Here is a 20,227-nt window from a genome sequence, read left to right on the forward strand (position 1 = left end):
CCCTTCCTGATCAGGAGGGAAACGTCGAGGACCCCGGTCAAACACGCCTACCTGTGCCCAGCGTCACACGCTTTCGGGTGCAACGGGGGAATCGGGCACAACGGATGCGCGATCGACACCTGCCGGACATCCGCCGGACGCCAGAACCGCGGGGCGGGAGCTCTCCGCTCCCGCCCCGCGGTTGTGTTCGGTGCGTGCGTCAGGCGTTCGCGTTCGCGCGATACGTCGTGCGCGCCTGCTCCGTCAGTGGCGCAGGCTGAACCGTCGCGCGGATCTTCACCTGCACGTGGTCCTCGACCTGCAGCTTCGTGGACGGAGTGTCTTCGCCCCAGACGACGGTGACCTCGGTGCCGGGCTCGGCGTAAGCCGGGTCGATGACCGCGAGCGAGAGGATCGCGCGCTCGTTGGCCGAATAGCCCGTCCAGGTCGAAACGCCGACCGTCTTGCCGTCCGCCTCGACCCGGTCGAAGTGGAAGGTGTCGTACAGCGACATCGGCAGGTTGAAGTACTTCGCCCCCGGACCCTCGTGGAACATCGATCCGACGGCCTCAGCCACGTCGTCGCCGTTCCAGACGAGCGTCACCTTGCGGCGCGTGTCCGTCTTGCCCTCGGCGACCATGCGCTCCAGTGCCTCGCGGCCGATGAAGTCGTGGTCGAACCCGATGATCCGGCCGTAGTCGAGCTCGAACGGCGTGACGTAGTAGTCCTCGATGTTGTCCGTGTGGTAGCTGCCACCGAGGGGCGACACCGTCTCGTAGGCGTTGGCCGTGAGCCAGCGGCGGTAGTCGGCGAGGCGCTCGTCGGTGTAGATCGCGGGCAGGGGACGGGGGAGCCATCCGGACTCGAGCGCGTTGGTGTGGTACGCCCGGCCGCCGACCTGAACGAGGTCGAACTCCTTGCCGGCCTCGAGAAGCGCGGCGTGCACGATCTCGTTGTCCTCCCACGGACCCCACATCTCGTAGCCGGGCTCACCGGCCATGCCGTGACGAAGGGCGCGGACTTCCTTGCCGCCGATCGTGAAGCGCGTCATGCCGAAGAACTTCAGCTTCGGCGGCTCGGCGCCGGTCGCCTTGCGGATGACCTCGAGAGCGCCGGGACCCTGCACCTGGTAGCGGTAGACGACGGGGTCGCCCTTGCGCACGAGCGAGTTGTCGTCGCGCCAGACCTCGACGTCGTACCCGCCGGTGACGGCGTGGTAGTGCATCCAGTTGATCGACGGCGGGATGCCGACGGCCTGGTACTCGTCCTCTTCGAGGTGGAAGAGGATGTTGTCGCCGATGACGTAGCCGTCGTGGTTGACCGCGACGAACTGCTTGGCCATGTCGACCGGGAAGTTCGCGACGCTGTTGATCGCGAGGTCGCTGATCAGCTTGAGGGCGTCGGGACCCTTGATGTTGAGGTCGGCCATGTGGTGCGACTGATCGAACAGAACGGCCGTGCGACGCCAGGCGAGCTGCTCGTCGCGCCAGTTGCTGAACTCCTGGACGACGCGCGGCACGACGGCCGGCGGGGACTGCGACTCCCACAGCAGCTCGACCGGATTTCCGGCAGCGGCGATGGCTTCCTCGAGATTGTTCGGCACGGGTGATTCCTCCTTGAATGACAGCCGGCTTTCGACCTCCCCAGTGTTGTCACGTGCTTGAACCCGTGTAAAACATATTTATCCAACGTTTCACCACAGGAGATCTTTCATGTCCGCGATCCCCTTCACCCTGCGCCAGCTCGAGTACTTCGAAGCGATAGCCAGCGAGGGCTCGCTCGCCGCCGCCGCCGAGCGGTGCCGCGTCAGCCCACCGGGCCTCGCGCTCGCCCTCGACGAACTCGAACGGCACCTGGGGGTGCAGCTGTTCGTCCGTCGCAAGGGCAAGGGCATGACGCTGACGGCCGTCGGGTCCCGGATGCTCTCGCACGCCCGGCGACTCCTCGCGGGGGCCGAGTCGCTCGCGGGCGAGGCGGGTCAGTCGATCGGCGCTCTGACGGGCCGTTTCGCGATCGGATGCTTCGCCACGTTGACGCCGTTCTTCCTCCCGGGCATCCTCGAGCACTTCCGCGAGGCGCACCCCGGACTCCAGCTCGACATCGTGGAGGCGGATGCCGCGCACCTGGACGAGATGCTCCTGCGGGGACGGATCGATGTCGCGCTGCTCTACAGCGTCGACGTGTCGGGCCACCTCTCGTTCGATCCCGTCCAGAACTTCCGCCCGCACGTGCTCGTGGGCGGTCGTCATCCCCTCGCGGAGCGTCGCAAGGTGCACCTCGCCGAACTCGCGAAGGAGCCGCTCATCGCGCTGGATGTCCATCCCGCTCGCAAGAACACCGAGCACATCTTCGAGACGCTCGGCCTCGAGCCCTCGATCGGTTACGTCACGGGCAACTACGAACTGGTGCGGTGCCTCGTCGGGCGCGGCCTCGGCTACGCCGTCATGTTCCAGCGCGCCGCGACATCGCGCACCTACGACGGGCACGTCGTCCGGCGCCTCGACATCGCGGATCGCGTGCCGCCCACCATCGTCGGGCTCGCCCGGCCGGCGGGCGCGCCCCGCACCGCTCGCTACGGCGCGCTCCTGGACATGCTGATCTCGACCGCCGGCCGAGCGGGCCTGCACGATGCCGCACCCTCGGGCGATCAGGGAACGGCTTCGACCTCGAAGTCGAGCACGATCGCGCCGCCCGTGGCGTAGTTGGGGACATCGCCCTGGACAGCCTGGCCCTCGGGCGAGGTGATCGCCGCGATCATGGCGGCCTTGTCGACGAAGTCGGCCTCGAAGATCGCGAAGTACGGGCTCTCTCCCTCGGCGGCGTCGACCGACAGCGTGAAGCGCTGCGCAAGCGTTCCGGGCAGCTTCTTCGCGAGCGGGAGGTGCGTATTGCGGTAGTACTCCTCGAACGCAGCGGGGTCCTCGGGTGCCGGGTACAGGACGATGAGCTTGTGCACGGATGCCTCCTCGCATGGGTGGGACCTCAGTCTGGCGATCAGGTTCAGTCTGGCGATCAGGGTGCCATCCGCCGGCCGCGCCGTCGCGATCCGCCTACGACTGTGCGCGTGTGGACAAGCCGCGCCGGAATCCATGCGTCTGCACCCTCCCCGAAGAGCGGGCGCCCGGGCTACCCTGGCAACGATCGGAAGGTCCGGAGAGGCGTCGTCATGGTCGACGATGCCTCGTGACATGGGCGATGGCGTCCATGCGCGGGCCGAGTCTTCGAGGGAGCGCACGTGGCCCATATCATCGAGCATCACTCATCCGACCTGGGCGTCGAGTCCGCGACCGCGTCGTCGCTCGGCGAGTGGCGCCTCGTCGCCGGCAACCGCTTCGTGCCGCTGCAGATCGCCGCGGAAGGCCGCTTCGAGGGGTCGATCCGCTGGCGGTACATCGATGAGACGTGCATCACCCAGATCGTGGCGAGCCCCCATCGCGTGCTCCGGACCGACTCGCTCATCTCGCCGAGCGATCCCAAGCACTACAAGCTGAGCCTGCAGTTGGACGGTTCGGGCATCGTCGCGCAGGACGGTCGTGAGACGGTGCTGCGCCCGGGGGACATCGCGCTGTACGACACGAGTCGCCCGTACACGCTCGAGTTCACCAGCGACGTGCGATGCCTCGTGATGGCATTCCCCCAGAGCGTCTTCGACGTGCCCTCGAGCCTGATCCGACGCATCACCGCGATCCGGCTGCCGGGCGACGAGGGGATCGGCGCGCTCATCTCGCCGTTCATGCGGCACCTGGGCGAGAACCTCGACAGCCTTTCGGGGATCGCGGGCGTCCGGATCCTGCGGAGCGTCCTCGATCTGCTGACGGCTCTGGTCTACGCCCAGTTGTCGGAGGAGGAGGACCACTGGGGCGAGTCACGGCGTGCCGAGATGCGCGTCTTCAAGCTCTACATCGATGCCCACCTGAACGACCCCGACCTCAGCGCCGGGACGATCGCGCGCACGCACTTCATCTCGGTCCGCTACCTCCAGTACCTGTTCCGGGAGGAGGGCTTGACGGTCTCGAGCTACATCCGCTCGCGTCGGCTGCAGCACTGCGAGATCGATCTGAGCGATCCGGCCCAGACGTCGCTGTCGGTGTCGGAGATCGCGCAGCGCTGGGGATTCCCGGACGCGAGCCACTTCAGCAAGATCTTCAAGGCGCATTTCGGCCAGGCACCCCGCGAGTTCCGCAGCGCCCGGCTGAGCGCCTGAATCGCCCTCTTCCGTGCGTGCGCCGTTGACGCACTGTGGTGCGCCATCCGACAAGACGGCCGCCGCGGGCGTCGCGCAGACTGAGCGGAGTCCACGGCGAGGAAGCCGGACACGGAGGGATCCACAGTGGTAGTGCGAGACGAACTGTACGAGATCGGCATTGTGCAGCGGAGGAAGATGTTCGGCTCCGCGGGCGCCGAGGACCAGGTGGATCACACCACCGATCTGAACGACAAGCTCCAGGACTTCGTGACCAGGTACTGCTTCGGCGACATCTGGCAGCGCCCCGGCCTGTCGATTCCCGACCGCAGCAAGGTGACGTTCGCCATGCTGGTCGCGACCGGCAAGCCGCACGAGATGAAGGTGCACGCGCGCGGCGCGATCGAGAACGGGGTGACGCCGCTCGAACTGCGCGAGATCGTGGTGCAGGCGGTGTTGTACTGCGGCATTCCGGCGGCGGTGGAGGGGCTGCGCGCGCTCGACGCCGTTTTCGCCGAGATGGGCGTCGAATCGAACCTCGACGGGGAAGCGGCCGCCACCGTGGCGACGGGAAAGACATCCGCGCCCTCTTCGCGCGCGGGATCAGGAAAGAAGGCGAGTCGATGACGGGTAACCAGAAAGAGATCGTCGGGTTCATCGGGCTCGGCACGATGGGGGCGCCGATGGCGGCCAACATCGCGGCGGGCGGCTACGACCTGCGCGTCTACGACGTCGATCCGGATGCCGCGCGAGCGGTCGCCGAGCGCATCGGCGCGACGGCGGTGCAGGATGTGACCGCACTCTCGGAGTGCGCCGTCGTCGTGCTCATGCTCCCCACCAGCGCGATCGTGCGGTCGGTGCTGCTCACTCCCGAGGGTGGCTCGCGCATCCCCTTCCGACCCGGCGCCGTGGTCGTCGACATGAGCTCCTCGGATCCGACCGAGACCGTCGAGACGGGCCGGGCGCTCGCCGCGGCCGGCGTCGCCATGGTCGACGCGCCGGTCTCGGGTGCGCGCGAGCGCGCCGTCGCGGGAACGCTCGCGATCATGCTGGGCGCGGACGACGACGCTGCGGCCGAGCGCGCCGTTCCGGTGATCGAGACCATGAGCCGGGCGATCTACCGTACCGGCAAGCTCGGAACGGGCCACGCCATGAAGGCGCTGAACAACTTCGTCGCGGGTGCGGCGTTCGTCGCGACCTCCGAGGCCCTCGTGGCCGGCGAGCGATTCGGTCTCGACCCGCAGCTGATGGTCGATGTCTTCAACGACTCGACCGGACAGAGCTTCTCGACGACCCACGTGTTCGGTCCGCATGTCGTCGAGCGCCAGTTCGCGAGCGGTTTCGCCCTTCCTCTGATCACGAAGGACGTGCGCATAGCCCGGGAGCTGCAGCACGCGGTCGATCACGATGCCCCCGTCTGCGAGGCGGTGACACGTGCTCTCGAGGATGCGCTCGAGGCGCTCGGTCCCGTCGATCACACGCGGGCGTACACCCACTGGCAAAGCCGATAGGTCGACCCCCGCCGTACCGCGCCCGAGAGGGGGAGCAATGGAACGATTCGTCATCGCGCTCAGCCGGGTGATGGCCGTGATAGCCGCCGCGGCGATCGTCGTGCTCATGACGGCGATCGTCGTCGACGTCACGGGGCGGTTCGTCACCAACAGCAGTGTCCCGGCGATGCTCGAGATCTCGGAAGGGGCGCTCGTCGTCGCCATCTTCTTCGCACTCGCGTGGGCCGGCGTCACGGGCGCCCACGTCTCGGTCACCCTGCTCGCCGATCGGCTCGGGGAGGGGTGGAATCGTGTGTTCGACATCTCCACCTGGGTGTTCTGCTCCCTCGTCGTCGCCTGGCTCACCTTCGCCTCGGCGACACGGGCGGCGAGCGCGACTCGGCTGAACGAAACGCGCATGGGCCTCGTCCAGTGGCCGACGTGGCCGCTGCGGTGGATCATCGTCGTCGGCTTCGCGGCGCTGCTGCTCGTCTGCCTGGTGAACGTCGTCCGCTCCCTCCGCCATCGCGCGGTGCTGGGTCGGCGCAACACGGAAGAGCTGATCATCACCGAGACCGCATCCGAGTCCGCCCCGACCGAGCGAGCCTGAGGAACGTCATGCAGATCTACCAGATCGTCATCCTGACGTTGCTCGTGATGTTCGCGCTGCTCGCGATCAAGGTGCCCGTCGCCGTCAGCCTCGCCGGCGCGGGCGGCCTCGGCCTGATCCTCTTGCAGGGCTTCGGCTACGCGAGCAACACTCTGGGCGCCGCACCGTTCACGACGTCGGCGAGCTTCACCCTCACGATCATCCCCATGTTCATCCTGATGGGGATGCTCGCGGTCCGTGCGAACATCGCCGAGAACGTCTTCGCCGTGGCCAATCACTTCGTTCGGCGTGCACCCGGGGGGCTCGGCGTCGCGACGGTCATGGCCTGCGCCGGATTCGCCGCCGTCTCCGGCTCGAGCATCGGCACCGCCGCAACCATGGCGAAGCTCTCGGTGGATCAGATGCGTGCCAAGGGGTACCCCGCGAGCCTCGCTACCGGGATCGTCGCGATCGCCGGAACGCTCGGTGTGATGATCCCCCCGAGCACGTTCCTGGTGCTCTACGCGGTCCTCGCGGGCGAGTCCGTCTCACAGATGCTCGCCGCGGGCATCATCCCGGGCCTGCTCTCGGCCCTGGGCTACATCACGTACATCATGGTCGTCGGGCAGCGGACGATCCGTCGGGACGCCGGTGGCGACCTCTCCGAGGCGGTCGACGATGCCCGTGCCGAGTTGCGGGAAAAGCGGAAGTCGGCGGGCGCGGGCCGCGCGGCGCGTGCGATGTCGACCGACACGACCGTCCGGACGGCGGAGCCCCGCACCGCCGCTGTGAAGGCGGCCATCGCTCCGCGCCCGTCGCTGCGGGCGCTGCCCTGGCGCGGAGTGGTCTACATCGCCATCCTGTTCACCGTCGTCCTCGGGGGGATGTACTCGGGCATCTTCACCGCGACCGAGTCCGCCGCGATGGGCGCCCTGGCAGCGCTCATCATCCTCGTCGTCGAGAATCGTCGGCAGGGCGTCCGACGCATCCTCCGAGCGTTCCGGATCTCCCTGCTCGACACGGCCGAGACGACCGCCATGGTCTTCTTCATCGTCATCGGATCGGCGATCCTGTCGACCTTCTTCGTGGCCGCCGGGGTCACCCGCGCCATCTCGGACTGGGTCGGCGCGCTGCCCTTCCCCCCGATGCTGGTGATGGCGCTGCTGCTGCTCTGCCTCGTGCCGATGGGAATGTTCCTGGAGTCGATGTCGATCCTCGTCATCACGGTGCCGATCCTGTACCCCGTGGCCATGGAGTTCGGCTTCGACGGGATCTGGCTCGGCATCCTGATCGTCAAGCTCATCGAGATCGGAATGGTGACCCCGCCCGTGGGGATCCTCACCTTCGTGGTCGCGGGGACCACCGGTGTCAAGCCCGAGACCGTCTTCCGCGGGGTTCTTCCGCTCGTGGGGATCGACTTCGTCACCACGACGATCCTCTTCCTCTTCCCCGCGATAACGCTCTTCCTTCCTTCTCTCGTCGCGCGTTGACCGGAGGACGGAGGACCGCGCGGGGATCTGCGCGCGCGGACCATACTCCGTTCGCCGGTGGACAACCGCACGGACCGCGGGCGGGCGAAGGTGGAGGAACACGATCGGCGACGGGGATGTCGCCGGTTCGCCATCACTCTGATGCACGGAGAGGACGAACAACGATGTTCACACAGCGATCCACACGCGGCCGGAGGGTGTTCGCTCTCACCGCCCTCGTCAGCGCCGGGCTCCTCGTCAGCGCCTGTTCCGGCGTCGTCGCCGAGCCCGACGGCGACGCGTCGGGCGACGGCGGTGGTGAGCCGGAGGTCACGCTCACGCTGGTGACCGCGGCCATCGACGGCACTCCCAACGCCGCCGTCCAGGACTGGTTCCTCGACGAGATCGAGGAACGCAGCGACGGCAAGGTCGCCTTCGAGCGGACCGAGGCCTACTCCCTCTGCGCCGCCCCCGAGATCGTCGAGTGCGTGCGCGACGGACGTGCCGACATCGGTGTGACCATCCCCGATTACACGCCTCAATATTTCCCGTCGACGAGCGTCGTCAGCATCCCGTTCATCGGCCAGAATTGGCAGGCCATCATGCAGTCGCTGTACGACCTGCACCAGGAAAACCCCGACGCACAGGCCGTGATGGAGGGCAACGAGCTGCACTACCTGGCGACCTGGCCGGTCGGTCGGCTGCTGCTCGGCACGAAGGAGCCCGTCACCGACACCGCCGGCCTGTCCGGACTCGCGGTGCGCGTATCGGGTCCGCTGGCGCAGCAGCTGTTCCAGGGCGCGGGCGCGAACATCGTCGCCCTCCCCGCCAACGAGACCTACGAGGGTGTCGAGCGCGGGCTCGCCGACGCGGTCGGTGCGGGCATGGACTTCCCCGTGAACTACCGGCTCAACGAGTTGCTGCCCTACTGGACGGACCCCGGCTTCGGGCAGTATTCCGCCTTCGGCATGTGGCTCTCGGCCACCGCGTACGAGGGTCTGTCGGATGAACTCAAGGCGGTCTTCGACGAGGTGGCCGAAGAGCTCAACTCCGGCGCCGGTGCCGAGGCGTACAACGTCAAGGCCGCCGAGCAGTGCCCCGCGATGCTCGACGCACCGACCGTCCAAGACCTCAACGCCTGGGGCGAGGCCGAGACGGAAGCCTGGGAGTCGGCAACGGGCGACTCGATGCTCGACGCATGGGTCGAACTCGCGACGGGCCAGGGTCTCGAGAACGCCCAGGGCGTGCTCGACGACTATCTCGCGGGCCTCGAGACCTACGCCGATGTCGAGGTGGGCGACGCCACGCTCGAGTGCATCGCGGAGTTCGCCGACCGCTGACATCGCATCCGACATCCATCTACCAGAAGGGCATCTCATGACAAACGACACCTCGACACTCCTCGATGCGATATCCGTCGCAGCCGAGGAGGGCCGGGCGGTACCGGACGCCGCGTCGGGCGAGACGATCGGTCACGTCCGCGAGCAGACGGTCGCCGACCTCGACGCTGCCATCGGTCGTGCCACAGCGGCGCAGCCCGAGTGGGCGGCTCTGGGGCACGCCGAGCGTGCGCGACTGCTGCACCTGGCGGCGGACGAGATCGACGCGCACGCCGAAGAACTCGCGCAGATCATCGCGCGCGAGCAGGGCAAGCCGCTGAACGGTCCGGGCGCGCGCTTCGAAGCCGCGGGATGCGCGGTCTGGATCCGCAGCGCCGCCGACACCGTCCTCGAGACCGAGGTCCTCTTCGAGGTCGAGGGGACCAGATCCGAGCTGCACTACGTCCCGCTGGGGGTCGTCGGTGCGATCGGACCGTGGAACTGGCCCGCGCTCATCGCCATCTGGCAGATCGCACCCGCCCTGCGAATGGGCAACACGGTCGTGACCAAGCCGAGCGAGTACACGCCGCTCAGCGTGCTCGCCGTGGTCGAGTTGATGAACCGTCATCTGCCGCGGGACGTGCTGCAGGTGATCACGGGCGGACGTGAGGTCGGGGCGGCGATCGCCTCGCACCCCGGGATCGACAAGGTCATGTTCACCGGCTCCACCAAGACCGGGCGGGAGATCGTCAAGGGGTCGGCGAGCAACCTCGCCCGGCTGACCCTTGAGCTGGGCGGCAACGATCCCGGCATCGTGCTGCCGGGCAGCGACGCGAAGGCGATCGCCGAGGGTCTGTTCTGGGGGGCGTTCATCAACACCGGTCAGACCTGTGCCGCCCTCAAGCGGCTGTACGTTCACGACTCGGTCTATGACGACGTGGTCGACGAGCTGGTCCGGGTCGCGGAATCGATGCAACTCGGTCCCGGCACGAGCGAGGACAGCCAGCTCGGCCCCCTCTCGACGGCCCAGCAGTTCGACATCGTGACGCGTCTGGTCGACGATGCGCGTTCGCGCGGTGCGCGCATCGCCACGGGAGGAGAGGCGGCGCCCGAACTCGGACCGCACTTCTACCGGGCGACCGTCGTGGCCGACATCGAGGACGGCGCACCGCTGGTCGACGAGGAGCAGTTCGGCCCCGTCATCCCGGTGCTCCGCTACACCGACATCGACGATGCGGTAGCCCGGGCCAACTCGTCGGAACAGGGCCTCGGGGCATCCGTCTGGGGCGATCCCGTCGAGGCGCGTCGTGTCGCGGACCTGATCGAGAGCGGGACGGTCTGGATCAACCAGCACGGCACGTTGAACCCGATGGTCGCGTTCGGCGGCGTCAAGGGCTCGGGATACGGACTGGAGTTCGGCGTGAACGGGCTCAAGGCCGTCGCCGCCCCGAAGGTCATCACGATCTGATCGGCATACGGAGGCGGGGAGTGGGGCGTCGCGTGGCGGCGTCCCGCTCCTTCGCGTCCGTGGTAGACGAGCTCGGGGATCGGAGGAGCCCGGCGGCGGTCAGTCTCGCGCGGGAACGTGCAGCATGTCCGCCGCGATGTCGCCGATCGTCGCGGCGCCGAGCAGGGCCATCGTGCGCGCGAGACCGGACTGCAGCATCCGGCCCGCCCGGAGGGCCCCCGCCTCGCCTCCCGCCATCAGCCCGTAGACGTACGCGCGGCCCATGAACACGGCGTCCGCGCCGGCCGCCAGCGCCGCGGCGATGTGCGTTCCCGAGCGCACGCCCCCGTCGAGATAGACGGCCGCGCGATCACCGACGGCTGCGCGCACGCTGCCGAGCGCGTCCCAGGTCGAGATGACGTTCTCGAGCTGACGGCCGCCGTGGTTCGAGACGACCACGGCGTCCGCGCCGAGCCGCACGGCCTCCGCGGCGTCGGCGGCGGAGAGTATCCCCTTCACGACGAGCGGACCCGTCCACATGCCGCGCATCCAGGCGAGGTCGGCGAAGGTCGTCGACGCATCCAAGATCGCGTTCGACTGTTCCGCGAATCCTCCCGGCTTCAGATCCAGCGCCGCGAACCCGAGCGGTTCGCTCCGGAGGGTCCGTGCCAGCCAGCGCGGATGGCGGGCGAGCCCGGCGACGGAGCGGAGCGGGAAGCTCGGCGGAAGAGTCATGCCGTTGCGTGCGTCGCGGAGCCGCTGGCCCGCGACCGGCACGTCGACCGTGAGGACGAGGGCGCGGTACCCCAGTGCGCTGGCGCGGCGGATGAGCGCCTCGGACGCGGCGCGGTCCTTCCAGAGGTAGAGCTGAAACCACCGGTCGGCCTCGGGCGCCGCAGCCGCGACGGCCTCGAGGGATGACGACGCCATGGTCGACAGGACGTAGGGCACGCCCAGGCGCGCGGCTGCCCGCACGGCCGCGAGCTCGCCGTCGGGGTGGGCGAGGCGCGTCATGCCGACCGGGGCGAACCCGAAGGGCGCGCGGGCGGCGGACCCCAGGAAGTGCGTCGAGGTATCGATCCGCGAGACATCCCGCAGAACGCGTGGGACGAGCGAGGCCGTTTCGAACCGCTCGACGTTCCGGCGGACGGCCACCTCGTCCCCCGCCCCGCCGTCGATGAAGTCGAAGATCGGCTTCGGCACGGTGCGCCGCGCCATCGCGCGGAGATCGGCGATGGAGTACGCCGAGGCGAGGGCGCCCGGTGCGTCGGATCGTGCACCGCGCCACTGGATCATCGCCGCGATGTCGCGGACCCCGAGCCTCGAGCGCCTCCCGCCTCGTGTGGAACGGGTCATGCGCCGAACACCTTTCCGGGATTGAGGATGCCGAGCGGATCGAAGACCTGCTTGATCTGCCGCTGCAGCTCCCACTGGTCCTCTCCCAGCTCGTCCGCGAGCCATCGGCGCTTCAGCAGTCCGACGCCGTGCTCGCCCGTGAGGGTTCCGCCGAGCCGGAGTGCCGAGGTGAACAGATCACCGGCGGCCGCCCAGACTTCGTCGGGGACCTCGGGACCGGTGAACACGAAGCTCGGGTGCAGGTTGCCATCTCCCGCGTGGGCGATGGTGGGAATCGTCAGGCCGTATTCGCGCTCGATGCGCCCGATCTCGTCGAACATCGCCGGCAGGGAACTGCGCGGCACGGCGACATCCTCGAGCAGGGTGTCGCCGAGCGCCGTCATCGCCGCGTGCGCGGAACGGCGGATGGTGAGAAGACGCTCTCCCTCAGCCGCGTCGTCCGAGAGCGTCGTCTCGGCGCCGAGCGCACGCAGAATCGAGTCGATCGCCGCGGCCTCGGCGCCGGCCGCCGCGCCATCCGTCTGGATCGTCAGCTGGGCCGCCCCCGCCGTCGGGGCCGGAAGTCCCAGGAGTGCGTGCACGGCACCGAGCGACGCGGCGTCCATGAGTTCCATGATCGCCGGCTGGACGCCCGAGACGACGACGGCGGCGGCGCCCGCGGCGGCCTCGCGGACGGTCGCGAAGGTCGCCAGCACGGTGTGCGGCGAGCCCGGGGGACGACGGCGCAGTTTGAGGGTGGCCGACACGATGACCGCGAGGGCCCCCTCCGATCCGATCAGGAGGGAGGTCAGATCCAGCCCCGTGACGCCCTTCACGCTCCGGCGCCCAAGGCGCATCATCCGTCCGTCCGCGAGCACGACATCCATCCCCAGCACTGCGTCCCGCACGGTGCCGTACTTCGCGCAGAGCAGACCGCCCGCGCCCGTCGCGATGTTGCCGCCCACCGTCGAGATGTCGCGACTGGCCGGGTCAGGCGCCCACCAGAGGTCCTGCTCGGCGAGCACCGCATTCAGGTCCCCGTTGAGGATCCCCGGTTCGACGACCGCCAGCAGATCGTCCGGTCGGACGTCGAGGATGCGGTCCATCCGCGTCGTCGACAGCACGATCTCGCCCGGGCCGGCGATCGCGGCGCCGGCGGCGCCGGTACCGGCGCCGCGCGTGACGACCGGCGTGCGCGTCGCCGTGGCGACCCGGAGCGCCGCCTGGACGTCCGCGACGCTCTCGGCCGCGACGATCGCCACGGGAGGGCCGGGGGAGAGATGGCCCGAGGCATCCGCCCGGGTTTCTTCGAGCGCCCGGACGTCGGAGGTCACACGGGGACCCAATTCGCGGGTGAGGCGCGTGACGACCTCAGGGTCGATCGTGTCGCGACCCGCGTCGCTCGCTGACATGGCGTCAGCCTAGGCGGCCGGTCCGAGGCGCCGCGGCGTCGTGCGCGCCTCGACAACTATCGGGCGGGACTGTCATGTCGGGGGCCTCGTCGGCCCTTCTAGAGTCGACCGCGTCGCGTGATGTTCCTGCGCGCGGACGAGAGGCGGAACATGCACATCGGATCCATCGAGATCGACGGCTCTCCGGCCGTCGTGGTGCGGGCCGACGAGGAAAGCGCGGTCGTCCTGCCGGAGCGCTACACCGACGTCGAGAGTCTTCTGCGCGAGCCCGTCGACCGCCGGCGCGCAGCGGTCGACGAGGCCCTGCGAGGCGGCGAGCGTCTCCCGATCGCGGGGATGACGTGGCTTCCGCCCGTCGGCCGGCCCGGGAAGGTCCTCTGCGTCGCGCTCAACAACAGCGCCAATCCCGACCGCATCCTCTCGGGGCCCGACACGCCCGCGATGTTCGTCAAGCCGTCCTCGTCCCTGATCGGTCACGGCCGTGCGATCCGGTTGCGCCCCGAGTTCGGGCGCGTCCACCCCGAGCCCGAACTCGCCGTGGTGATCGGCCAGGGCGGATCCGACATCCCCGTCGACGCAGCGCTGGATCACGTCTTCGGCTACACGATCATCAACGACCTGACGTCGCCCACGATGCGGGACGCCGACACGTTCCACTACCGGGCCATCCATCCCGATCCCGCGGCCCCGGACGGCATCCGCTACGTCGAGAGCTGGGTCAGCTATCCCGCGCGCTACAAGGGCACCGACACCTTCGGCCCGATCGGGCCGTGGGTGGTGACCTCGGACGCGATCCCCGACCCCCACACCCTGCGCATCACGTGCTCGCACGACGGGCGGCTCGTCACCGACGACAACACCGCCAATCTGCGCTTCAGCGTCGCGGAGGTCGTCTCCTTCGCCTCGAGCTACCTGACCCTCGAGCCCGGAGACATCATCGCGATGGGCACGGCGCTCAAGCGTTCGTCCGCCGGGGGCGCCGTGCAGAACGTCGACCTGACGACGCTCGGCGGCGTCATCGAGGTCGCGATCGAGGGGATCGGGACGCTTTCGAACCCCGTGGAGCGACGGTGAGCGTCCTCGACCTCGAGACCCGCGCCGCGATCGCCGACCTCAACGCGCGCTTCGCCTGGGCGCTGGACTCGGGCGATCCCGACGCGCTTCGCGCGGTGCTCGCGCCCGACGTGCACTACGTCAGCGTCGGACGCGAATTCCACGATGTGGAGCGGGTCGTCGCGTCGTTCCTCGCGCGCGAAGGCACGCGCACGACACGTCACGGCCTCGGGAACCTCCTCCTCGAGGACGGCCCCGACGGCACGGTCCTCGGGCGGAGCAGCTGGCACACGTTCGCCAGCAACGCGGATCCCCCGGTCGGCGTCGAGATCTACATGGTCGCCGACTTCCAGGACACCTATCGGCGGGTGGACGGTGCGGGCTGGCGGATCGCGGAGCGCATCATCCGTCCCGTGTTCCGTCAGCCGGGCCTCGCACCGGGTGCCGCCCCGAACCCCACGTGAAAGCAGGAGAGATGACCACGCACCCCGCAGAACCCGTCCACGACCTCGCCCACCTCGGCCACCACGCGATCCTGACGCCGACGATCGAAGAGACGCTCGCCTACTTCGTCGACCTCCTCGGCATGCAGGTCGTCGCGGTGGAGGGCGACGCGCACTACCTCCGCGCCTTCGGCGACTACGAGGCCTGGTCGCTGAAGATCATCGCGTCCGACCGTGCGGGCCTGGGCTTCGTCTCGTGGCGGATGACCAGCCCGCAGGCCCTCGAGCGGCGCGTCGCCTGGCTCGAGCAGAACGGGCACGGGGGGAGCTGGGTCGAGCCCGATCACGGCATCGGCCCGGCGTACGAGTTCGCCGACCCCGACGGTCACCTCTTCCGCCTCTACTACGACACGACGCGGTACGAGGCGCCCGACGGCGAGCGTCCCGTGATCCCCACGAACTTCCAGAAGTACGCGAGCCGCGGCGCGAACGTGCGCCACGTCGACCACGTCAACCTGCTCGCGCGCGACGTGCGCGCTTGCCGCGAATTCTGGGAGCAGGGCTTCGGACTGCGCACCTACGAGATCATCCGCCTTCCCGACGACACCGAAGCCGGGGCGTGGATGAGCAGCTCCATCCAGGGTCACGAGCTGATCTACACGCAGGAGAAGACGAGCGGGAGCGGACGCCTGCACCACTTCGCCTACCTCGTCGACACGCGCGAAGAGGTGCTGCGCGCCGCCGAGATCTTCGCCGACGCACGGATCTACATCGAGGCGGGTCCCTCGCGCCACACCGCGATCCAGGGCTTCTACCTCTACACCCGCGAACCCGGCGGTAACCGGATCGAGGTCGCCAACGGCGGGTACCTGGTCTTCGCGCCCGATGCCGAGCCGTACGTCTGGTCGGCCGAGGAGTGGGCGAAGAAGCCCGGCTGGGGTGCACCCATCCCTCCCGAGTTCCACGTCTACGGGACGCCCGTCGTCGTCGACTGACCGCCATGGCATCGGATCGCCCCCGCTATCCCCTGCGTCCACCGGGGGAGTTGGCGCCCGACCAGCGTGCGCTTCACGACCGCATCACCACGGGTCCGCGGGCGTCGACGCCCGCGGTGCCTCTCGTCGACGCGTCCGGCGCCCTGCTCGGCCCCTTCGCCGTCATGACGATCGCTCCGGCCGTCGGCGACGCCGTGCAGGCGCTCGGGGCGGCGCTGCGCTACGCGGGGACCCTGACACCCCTCGTCCGGGAAGGGGCGATCCTGCAGGTCGCCGCGCATCACCGCTGCGAATTCGAGTGGATCGCCCACGAGGGAGCGGCGCGAGCCGCAGGTCTCGGAGACGAAGCCCTCGGCGTGATCCGGCGCGGCGGCGCTCCGACGGGATGGTCGCCCGATGTGGACGGCGCGTTCGCAGCCGTTGCGGCCATGCTCGCCACGGGCCGCCTCGACGACGACCAGTACGACCGCGCGATGACACAGCTCGGCGAACGGGCCCTCGCCGAACTCGTCTGGTTGTGCGGGTACTACTCGATGCTGGCGCTGTCGCTCGCGACCTTCGAGCCGCCGCACCCCGTGCCCGACCGCGTATTCGGCGACACGGGTCGCTGACCGAAGGGAAGGGCGGCGTCGGGTGCTAGGCGCGCCTCACCGGGCGCGCCGCGCGAGGATCCTCTGCCAGTCGCCCGGCACGCGTGCCGTCGGTCCGGGGACGCCCTGGCCCCCGGGGCGCGCCTGCGGGGGAGCGAGCGGCGGTCCGTCGACCTCGCTCTCGGTCTCGAAGTCCCAGAACCAGTCCTCGCCCGGCTCGAACGAGCGCATGACGCGGTGTCCGGTCTGCCGCCAGTGCGAAGTCGCATGGCGTCCGAGCGAGTCGTCGCAGCAGCCGATGTGCCCGCACGCCGCGCATCGACGCAGGTGCACCCACCAACTGCCGGACTCGTCGCACTCGACGCAGCCGTCACCGCTCGGCGGAACCTCCGGGTGGATGAAGCTCGACAGATCGCTCATGATCGTCTCCCGTTCTCGCACGAGTCCCGCTGGAGACTACGAATCTAGGCCGTTCGCGCGCTGCGCGCTCGGTCGGGCGTCGACGCGGTCCCCGCGGCCCGGGTCGGATCAGCTGGCGGGGTACGGGCGCTCGCGCAACACGGTCGCCAGATGCACGGCATTGCGGGCGAGCGTCGCCGTCGCGCTCGCCACGGCTTCCGGGGTCTCGTCGAGCTCGCGGTAGTCGACGGCCTGCATCGCCTCGCCGACCCAATAGGTTCCGCCCTGCGCGGGCAGGGTGAATCCGACGTCGGACAGGCCCTGGTAGAGGTCCGCGGTCGCCTTGTGCGCGCCGTCTTCGTTGCCGACGATCCCGGTGACGGCGACCTTGCCGAAGAGGATCGGCCGTCCCGCGTCATCCGTCTCCGAAAGCTCGGCGTCGAGCCGCTCGAGCACGCCCTGCGCCACGCTCGACATGTGGCCCAGCCAGATGGGCGTGCACAGCACGACGATGTCCGAGGCGAGGATGAGCTCGCGGATGCGTGGCCAGCCGTCGCCGTCGCCCATGTCCTTCTCGACGCCCGGCGACACGTTCTCGTCGATGATGCGCACGTGAGAAGTGTGGGCTCCGAGGTCCGCGAGGGCCGTCAGGATCTGATTCGTGAGCAGCTCGGTGCTCGAGGGAGCGGGGGACCTCGTCAACGTGCAGTTGAGCGCGATCGCGCGAATGTCGGCCATGAGCCCACCTTCCGTCAGGGTGTGGTCCGAGGCTACGAGCGTGCGTCGCGGCGGTCACCGGGGTTGACACGGGGCGGCTGCCCTGACAGCGCCGTTGTGGTGCGAAGCGGTCAGTCGATGCGCGAGTGGTCGCCGAGACGGTGCCAGGTCCGGTTGTGGTAGACGAGCGCGTTGCCCGCCTCGCCCGGTGCGGGGTCCCGCGACAGGCTGGACTGCAGCGCGTGCACAGCGAAGATCGTGGAGCCCCCGGCATCCATCCGGTTGACGACGGCGCCCCGGATCCAGGCCCGGACGCCGTGATAGACGGGTTCGCCGGTGACGAGGCGCGACCAGGATCCGGTGTCGGCGAAGCGATCGACTCCGCTCGTGGATCCGAGGCGCGCGAGGGGTAGATCGTCGGCATCGAGCAGATGGACGACGACGGTCTTCGCCGCGGCGAGCGCGCGTGCGCTCGACGACTGCGCCGAGACCGAGAACACGAGCAGCGGCGGATCGGCGCTCACGGACGACACCGAGGTCGCTGTCAGCGCGACGGGCCCTGTGCCGTCATCGGCGGTGATCACGGCGACGCCACCCGGGTGCCCGCGGAACACCGCCTTGAAGTCGTCGGCCGAGAGCGAGGGGAAAGCGGGGACACCATCGGCCGGCGTGATCCGGTCAGCGGTCGGCTCGGATTCGGTCGTCATGCTCACACGCTATCCCCCGAATCGGGCGGTGGCTCCGATGGGCGACCCGCGACGTCATGTCGGTTCGCATTCGGGAATTCGTGACACGAGCGAAACAAAGAGGGTGCATACTGATTTCGCAGCGTAAGCCGTTGCGGGCCCCCCGGGCCAAAAAACCCCGGTGGTGTGAAGGTGTCGTCAGCCCTCGTCCCGGCTCGGTATGCGCGCTCAGGGCGACACGACTCCTTCGATTTCCTGTCAATCGGTACAGATGTGAGAAGTGAAATGTCGCTCAAAGTCACGATCGTCGTCGGCAATCCCAAGCCGGCATCCCGCACGCGCAAGGTCGCGGAGCTCCTCGTCGAGAAGCTCCTCGCCCCCGGCACGTATTCGCTCGAGGTGATCGACCTCGCCGATCACACGGCCGAGATCTTCGCCTGGCCCTCGGAGGAGATGGCGGGACTCAATGCCTCCGTCGCCGAGAGCGACCTGGTGGTCTTCGCATCCCCGACGTACAAGGCCACCTACACAGGTCTGCTCAAGGCGTTCCTCGACCGCTACCCGGCGAACGGCCTCGCGGGCGTCACGGCGATCCCGGTGCACACCGGTGCGGACTTCAGCCACGCCATGGGGCCGACCTACAACCTCGCGCCCCTGCTCGTCGAGTTGGGCGCGATGGTCCCGGGCCGCGGCTTCTACCTCTCGTTGACCCAGATGGATCAACTCGAGGATGTCGTGGGCGCGGCGGCGGCAGAGTACGCGGCGAACCTCGCGCGCCTGGCGCACGTGGCCGGCGCGACGGCGACACCTCTCCCCTGAACCCGGTTGTGTCATCTCGATAGGAGGAACACCATGCACGAGTCAGCATTCGCCCCGGCGCCCATCTCGGCGCCGACGGGCATCGACGCGCGCCTGTTCCGTGACACGCTCGGGCACTACGCATCGGGCATCACGGTCATCAGCGGGCTGGAGGCGGACGAACCCGTCGGTTTCACCTGCCAGTCGTTCTACAGCGTCTCGATCGACCCGCCCCTCGTCTCGTTCAGCGTCATGCTGACCTCGACGACCTACCCGCGCATCAAGGAGAGTGGACGCTTCGCGGTCAACGTGCTGGCGCACGACCAACACCACGTCTCGAATCAGTTCGCGCGCAAGGGGACGGACAAATGGGCGGGAATCGAATGGACGCCCGCCGCATCCGGCAATCCCGTCATCCACGACACCCTGATGTGGGTGGACTGCGAGCTCTGGGACGAATACGTCGCGGGCGATCACCTGATCGTGATCGGCAAGGTCGTCGAGATGAGCGCCCCCGAGTGGCACACGCGTGAGCCGTTGCTGTATTTCAAGGGGTCGTACCGTCACCTGCGCGAACCGGATCAGATCGCGAGTTGAGCGGGTCGTCCGTCGGGACGGCGTCGCGCTTTCGGGTCGCCGTTCCGACAGACTGAGCGCATGACCACGCCCGCGAAGACCCGGGCACCCTTCGAGCACCGCTGGCCGGCGATCGCGGGCGTGCTCGCCGTTCTGGTGCTGTGGCTGCTCCTGCCGAACTTCTTCCTCGAACCGTTGCGGTGGATCGCCGTCGGAGTCTGCGCCCTCCTGGTCATCCCGCTGATCGTGCTGAATCCTCATCACCTCGTGCGGCAGACGACCTGGTCCCGCTGGTTCTCGGTGATTCTCGGCGTCATCCTGCTGCTCGTGACGCAGGCGCTGCTCGTGCAGCTGGTCTATGAACTGCTGACGGCCCCGGATGCCGAAGGCATCAGCATCCTGCTCGCCGCGTTGCAGCTCTGGGTGACCAACGCGATCGCGTTCGGGCTGCTGTATTGGGAGCTCGATCTCGGCGGCCCGGTCGCGCGCGCACGCGGGACTCGCGATGTCGCGGAAGCAGACTTCATCTTTCCGCAGGACTCGACCCCCGGATTCGGCGCGTGGCAGCCCCGCTACTTCGACTATCTGTACATCTCGCTGACGGCCGGCATGGCGTTCTCTCCGGCGGATGCGCTCCCGATTACGCGGCGCGCGAAGGCGTTCATGGCGATCGAGGCTCTCGCGGGATTCATCATGTCGGTGCTCGTGATCGCCCGCGCCGTCTCTGCGATCACCTGACGCATCGTC

General features: G+C 69.0%; 22 protein-coding genes. 15 read left to right on the forward strand and 7 right to left on the reverse strand.

Annotation, left to right across the window (positions count from 1 at the left end; all coding sequences use genetic code 11):
• Positions 1–199: 199 nt before the first annotated feature.
• The gene (locus tag C2868_RS15625; RefSeq protein ID WP_100809827.1) at positions 200–1,582 is read right to left on the reverse strand and encodes an aminomethyltransferase family protein; all 1,383 of its coding nucleotides are present in this window, start codon (positions 1,580–1,582) and stop codon (positions 200–202) included.
• A 109-nt stretch (positions 1,583–1,691) separates the two neighbouring features.
• Between C2868_RS15625 and C2868_RS15630 the strand changes: the two genes are divergently transcribed.
• Positions 1,692–2,681, forward strand: coding sequence for a LysR family transcriptional regulator (locus tag C2868_RS15630; protein WP_100809828.1), 990 nt, complete (start codon positions 1,692–1,694; stop codon positions 2,679–2,681).
• On the opposite strand, the gene C2868_RS15635 is transcribed toward C2868_RS15630, so the two are convergent.
• Positions 2,627–2,935 carry an EthD family reductase gene (locus C2868_RS15635; RefSeq protein ID WP_100809829.1) on the reverse strand — a complete coding sequence of 103 codons (309 nt, stop codon included), beginning with the start codon at positions 2,933–2,935 and terminating at the stop codon, positions 2,627–2,629. The two genes, C2868_RS15630 and C2868_RS15635, sit on opposite strands and share 55 nt — an antisense overlap.
• A 279-nt stretch (positions 2,936–3,214) precedes the next feature.
• Here C2868_RS15635 and C2868_RS15640 point away from each other — a divergent pair, with 279 nt between their 5' ends.
• From C2868_RS15640 to C2868_RS15670, 7 genes are all read left to right on the forward strand, one after another.
• On the forward strand, positions 3,215–4,183 hold the full coding sequence (locus C2868_RS15640) for a helix-turn-helix domain-containing protein (RefSeq protein WP_100809830.1): 969 nt from the start codon (positions 3,215–3,217) through the stop codon (positions 4,181–4,183).
• A 132-nt stretch (positions 4,184–4,315) separates the two neighbouring features.
• Positions 4,316–4,789 (forward strand): carboxymuconolactone decarboxylase family protein, encoded by a 474-nt coding sequence (locus C2868_RS15645; protein ID WP_232711095.1) that lies wholly within the window; start codon positions 4,316–4,318, stop codon positions 4,787–4,789.
• Positions 4,786–5,673, forward strand: a complete 888-nt coding sequence (locus tag C2868_RS15650; protein ID WP_100809831.1) for an NAD(P)-dependent oxidoreductase — start codon at positions 4,786–4,788, stop codon at positions 5,671–5,673. The genes C2868_RS15645 and C2868_RS15650 overlap by 4 nt, the downstream gene beginning before the upstream one ends.
• A gap of 37 nt (positions 5,674–5,710) precedes the next feature.
• Entirely contained in the window at positions 5,711–6,262 is a 552-nt protein-coding gene (locus C2868_RS15655; RefSeq protein ID WP_157813861.1) for a TRAP transporter small permease, read from the forward strand.
• Positions 6,263–6,270: 8 nt separating this feature from the next.
• On the forward strand, positions 6,271–7,731 hold the full coding sequence (locus C2868_RS15660) for a TRAP transporter large permease (RefSeq protein WP_100809833.1): 1,461 nt from the start codon (positions 6,271–6,273) through the stop codon (positions 7,729–7,731).
• A gap of 164 nt (positions 7,732–7,895) precedes the next feature.
• A complete protein-coding gene (dctP, locus tag C2868_RS15665; protein ID WP_157813862.1) occupies positions 7,896–9,050 on the forward strand; it encodes a TRAP transporter substrate-binding protein DctP in 1,155 nt (384 codons plus the stop codon).
• Between the two features lie 37 nt (positions 9,051–9,087).
• Entirely contained in the window at positions 9,088–10,497 is a 1,410-nt protein-coding gene (locus C2868_RS15670; protein ID WP_100809835.1) for an aldehyde dehydrogenase family protein, read from the forward strand.
• 99 nt (positions 10,498–10,596) lie between these two features.
• Here the strand turns inward: C2868_RS15670 and C2868_RS15675 are convergent, their stop codons facing one another.
• On the reverse strand, positions 10,597–11,832 hold the full coding sequence (locus tag C2868_RS15675) for an alpha-hydroxy acid oxidase (protein ID WP_157813863.1): 1,236 nt from the start codon (positions 11,830–11,832) through the stop codon (positions 10,597–10,599).
• Positions 11,829–13,223, reverse strand: coding sequence for an FAD-binding oxidoreductase (locus C2868_RS15680; RefSeq protein WP_100809837.1), 1,395 nt, complete (start codon positions 13,221–13,223; stop codon positions 11,829–11,831). Before C2868_RS15680 ends, C2868_RS15675 begins: the two co-directional genes overlap by 4 nt.
• 150 nt (positions 13,224–13,373) lie before the next feature.
• Here C2868_RS15680 and C2868_RS15685 point away from each other — a divergent pair, with 150 nt between their 5' ends.
• Genes C2868_RS15685 through C2868_RS15700 form a run of 4 tightly spaced genes read left to right on the forward strand, consistent with a single transcriptional unit; the run spans position 13,374 to position 16,325 of the window.
• On the forward strand, positions 13,374–14,297 hold the full coding sequence (locus tag C2868_RS15685) for a fumarylacetoacetate hydrolase family protein (RefSeq protein ID WP_100810064.1): 924 nt from the start codon (positions 13,374–13,376) through the stop codon (positions 14,295–14,297).
• Positions 14,294–14,740, forward strand: coding sequence for a nuclear transport factor 2 family protein (locus C2868_RS15690; RefSeq protein WP_100809838.1), 447 nt, complete (start codon positions 14,294–14,296; stop codon positions 14,738–14,740). The genes C2868_RS15685 and C2868_RS15690 overlap by 4 nt, the downstream gene beginning before the upstream one ends.
• Positions 14,741–14,751: 11 nt before the next feature.
• The gene (locus tag C2868_RS15695) at positions 14,752–15,714 is read left to right on the forward strand and encodes a VOC family protein (protein ID WP_100809839.1); all 963 of its coding nucleotides are present in this window, start codon (positions 14,752–14,754) and stop codon (positions 15,712–15,714) included.
• Between the two features lie 5 nt (positions 15,715–15,719).
• Entirely contained in the window at positions 15,720–16,325 is a 606-nt protein-coding gene (locus C2868_RS15700; RefSeq protein WP_100809840.1) for a carboxymuconolactone decarboxylase family protein, read from the forward strand.
• Between the two features lie 36 nt (positions 16,326–16,361).
• Here the strand turns inward: C2868_RS15700 and C2868_RS15705 are convergent, their stop codons facing one another.
• From C2868_RS15705 to C2868_RS15715, 3 genes are all read right to left on the reverse strand, one after another.
• Positions 16,362–16,724: a UBP-type zinc finger domain-containing protein gene (locus C2868_RS15705; RefSeq protein WP_100809841.1), complete on the reverse strand. Its 363-nt coding sequence runs from the start codon at positions 16,722–16,724 to the stop codon at positions 16,362–16,364.
• Positions 16,725–16,832: 108 nt separating this feature from the next.
• Positions 16,833–17,441: a flavodoxin family protein gene (locus tag C2868_RS15710; protein WP_100809842.1), complete on the reverse strand. Its 609-nt coding sequence runs from the start codon at positions 17,439–17,441 to the stop codon at positions 16,833–16,835.
• Between the two features lie 110 nt (positions 17,442–17,551).
• A complete protein-coding gene (locus C2868_RS15715) occupies positions 17,552–18,127 on the reverse strand; it encodes a flavin reductase family protein (RefSeq protein ID WP_103663540.1) in 576 nt (191 codons plus the stop codon).
• Positions 18,128–18,391: 264 nt separating this feature from the next.
• Here C2868_RS15715 and C2868_RS15720 point away from each other — a divergent pair, with 264 nt between their 5' ends.
• The 3 genes from C2868_RS15720 to C2868_RS15730 are packed head-to-tail and all read left to right on the forward strand — an operon-like array spanning position 18,392 to position 20,218.
• Positions 18,392–18,925 (forward strand): NADPH-dependent FMN reductase, encoded by a 534-nt coding sequence (locus C2868_RS15720; RefSeq protein WP_100809844.1) that lies wholly within the window; start codon positions 18,392–18,394, stop codon positions 18,923–18,925.
• A 33-nt stretch (positions 18,926–18,958) separates the two neighbouring features.
• A complete protein-coding gene (locus C2868_RS15725; RefSeq protein WP_181003487.1) occupies positions 18,959–19,501 on the forward strand; it encodes a flavin reductase family protein in 543 nt (180 codons plus the stop codon).
• 60 nt (positions 19,502–19,561) lie between these two features.
• Entirely contained in the window at positions 19,562–20,218 is a 657-nt protein-coding gene (locus C2868_RS15730) for a DUF1345 domain-containing protein (protein WP_100809845.1), read from the forward strand.
• The last annotated feature ends 9 nt before the right edge of the window (positions 20,219–20,227 follow it).

The organism is Microbacterium sp. CJ77 (genome assembly GCF_002911615.1).
Taxonomy (GTDB): domain Bacteria; phylum Actinomycetota; class Actinomycetes; order Actinomycetales; family Microbacteriaceae; genus Microbacterium.

Bases quoted from the DNA above. Each gene is read 5' to 3' on its own strand.
- C2868_RS15630 (WP_100809828.1), top strand. From the start codon at position 1,692: ATGTCCGCGATCCCCTTCACCCTGCGCCAGCTCGAGTACTTCGAAGCG.
- C2868_RS15650 (WP_100809831.1), top strand. From the start codon at position 4,786: ATGACGGGTAACCAGAAAGAGATCGTCGGGTTCATCGGGCTCGGCACG.
- C2868_RS15655 (WP_157813861.1), top strand. From the start codon at position 5,711: ATGGAACGATTCGTCATCGCGCTCAGCCGGGTGATGGCCGTGATAGCC.
- C2868_RS15660 (WP_100809833.1), top strand. From the start codon at position 6,271: ATGCAGATCTACCAGATCGTCATCCTGACGTTGCTCGTGATGTTCGCG.
- dctP (WP_157813862.1), top strand. From the start codon at position 7,896: ATGTTCACACAGCGATCCACACGCGGCCGGAGGGTGTTCGCTCTCACC.
- C2868_RS15670 (WP_100809835.1), top strand. From the start codon at position 9,088: ATGACAAACGACACCTCGACACTCCTCGATGCGATATCCGTCGCAGCC.
- C2868_RS15675 (WP_157813863.1), bottom strand. From the start codon at position 11,832: ATGACCCGTTCCACACGAGGCGGGAGGCGCTCGAGGCTCGGGGTCCGC.
- C2868_RS15680 (WP_100809837.1), bottom strand. From the start codon at position 13,223: ATGTCAGCGAGCGACGCGGGTCGCGACACGATCGACCCTGAGGTCGTC.
- C2868_RS15685 (WP_100810064.1), top strand. From the start codon at position 13,374: ATGCACATCGGATCCATCGAGATCGACGGCTCTCCGGCCGTCGTGGTG.
- C2868_RS15695 (WP_100809839.1), top strand. From the start codon at position 14,752: ATGACCACGCACCCCGCAGAACCCGTCCACGACCTCGCCCACCTCGGC.
- C2868_RS15700 (WP_100809840.1), top strand. From the start codon at position 15,720: ATGGCATCGGATCGCCCCCGCTATCCCCTGCGTCCACCGGGGGAGTTG.
- C2868_RS15705 (WP_100809841.1), bottom strand. From the start codon at position 16,724: ATGAGCGATCTGTCGAGCTTCATCCACCCGGAGGTTCCGCCGAGCGGT.
- C2868_RS15710 (WP_100809842.1), bottom strand. From the start codon at position 17,441: ATGGCCGACATTCGCGCGATCGCGCTCAACTGCACGTTGACGAGGTCC.
- C2868_RS15715 (WP_103663540.1), bottom strand. From the start codon at position 18,127: ATGACGACCGAATCCGAGCCGACCGCTGACCGGATCACGCCGGCCGAT.
- C2868_RS15720 (WP_100809844.1), top strand. From the start codon at position 18,392: ATGTCGCTCAAAGTCACGATCGTCGTCGGCAATCCCAAGCCGGCATCC.
- C2868_RS15725 (WP_181003487.1), top strand. From the start codon at position 18,959: ATGCACGAGTCAGCATTCGCCCCGGCGCCCATCTCGGCGCCGACGGGC.
- C2868_RS15730 (WP_100809845.1), top strand. From the start codon at position 19,562: ATGACCACGCCCGCGAAGACCCGGGCACCCTTCGAGCACCGCTGGCCG.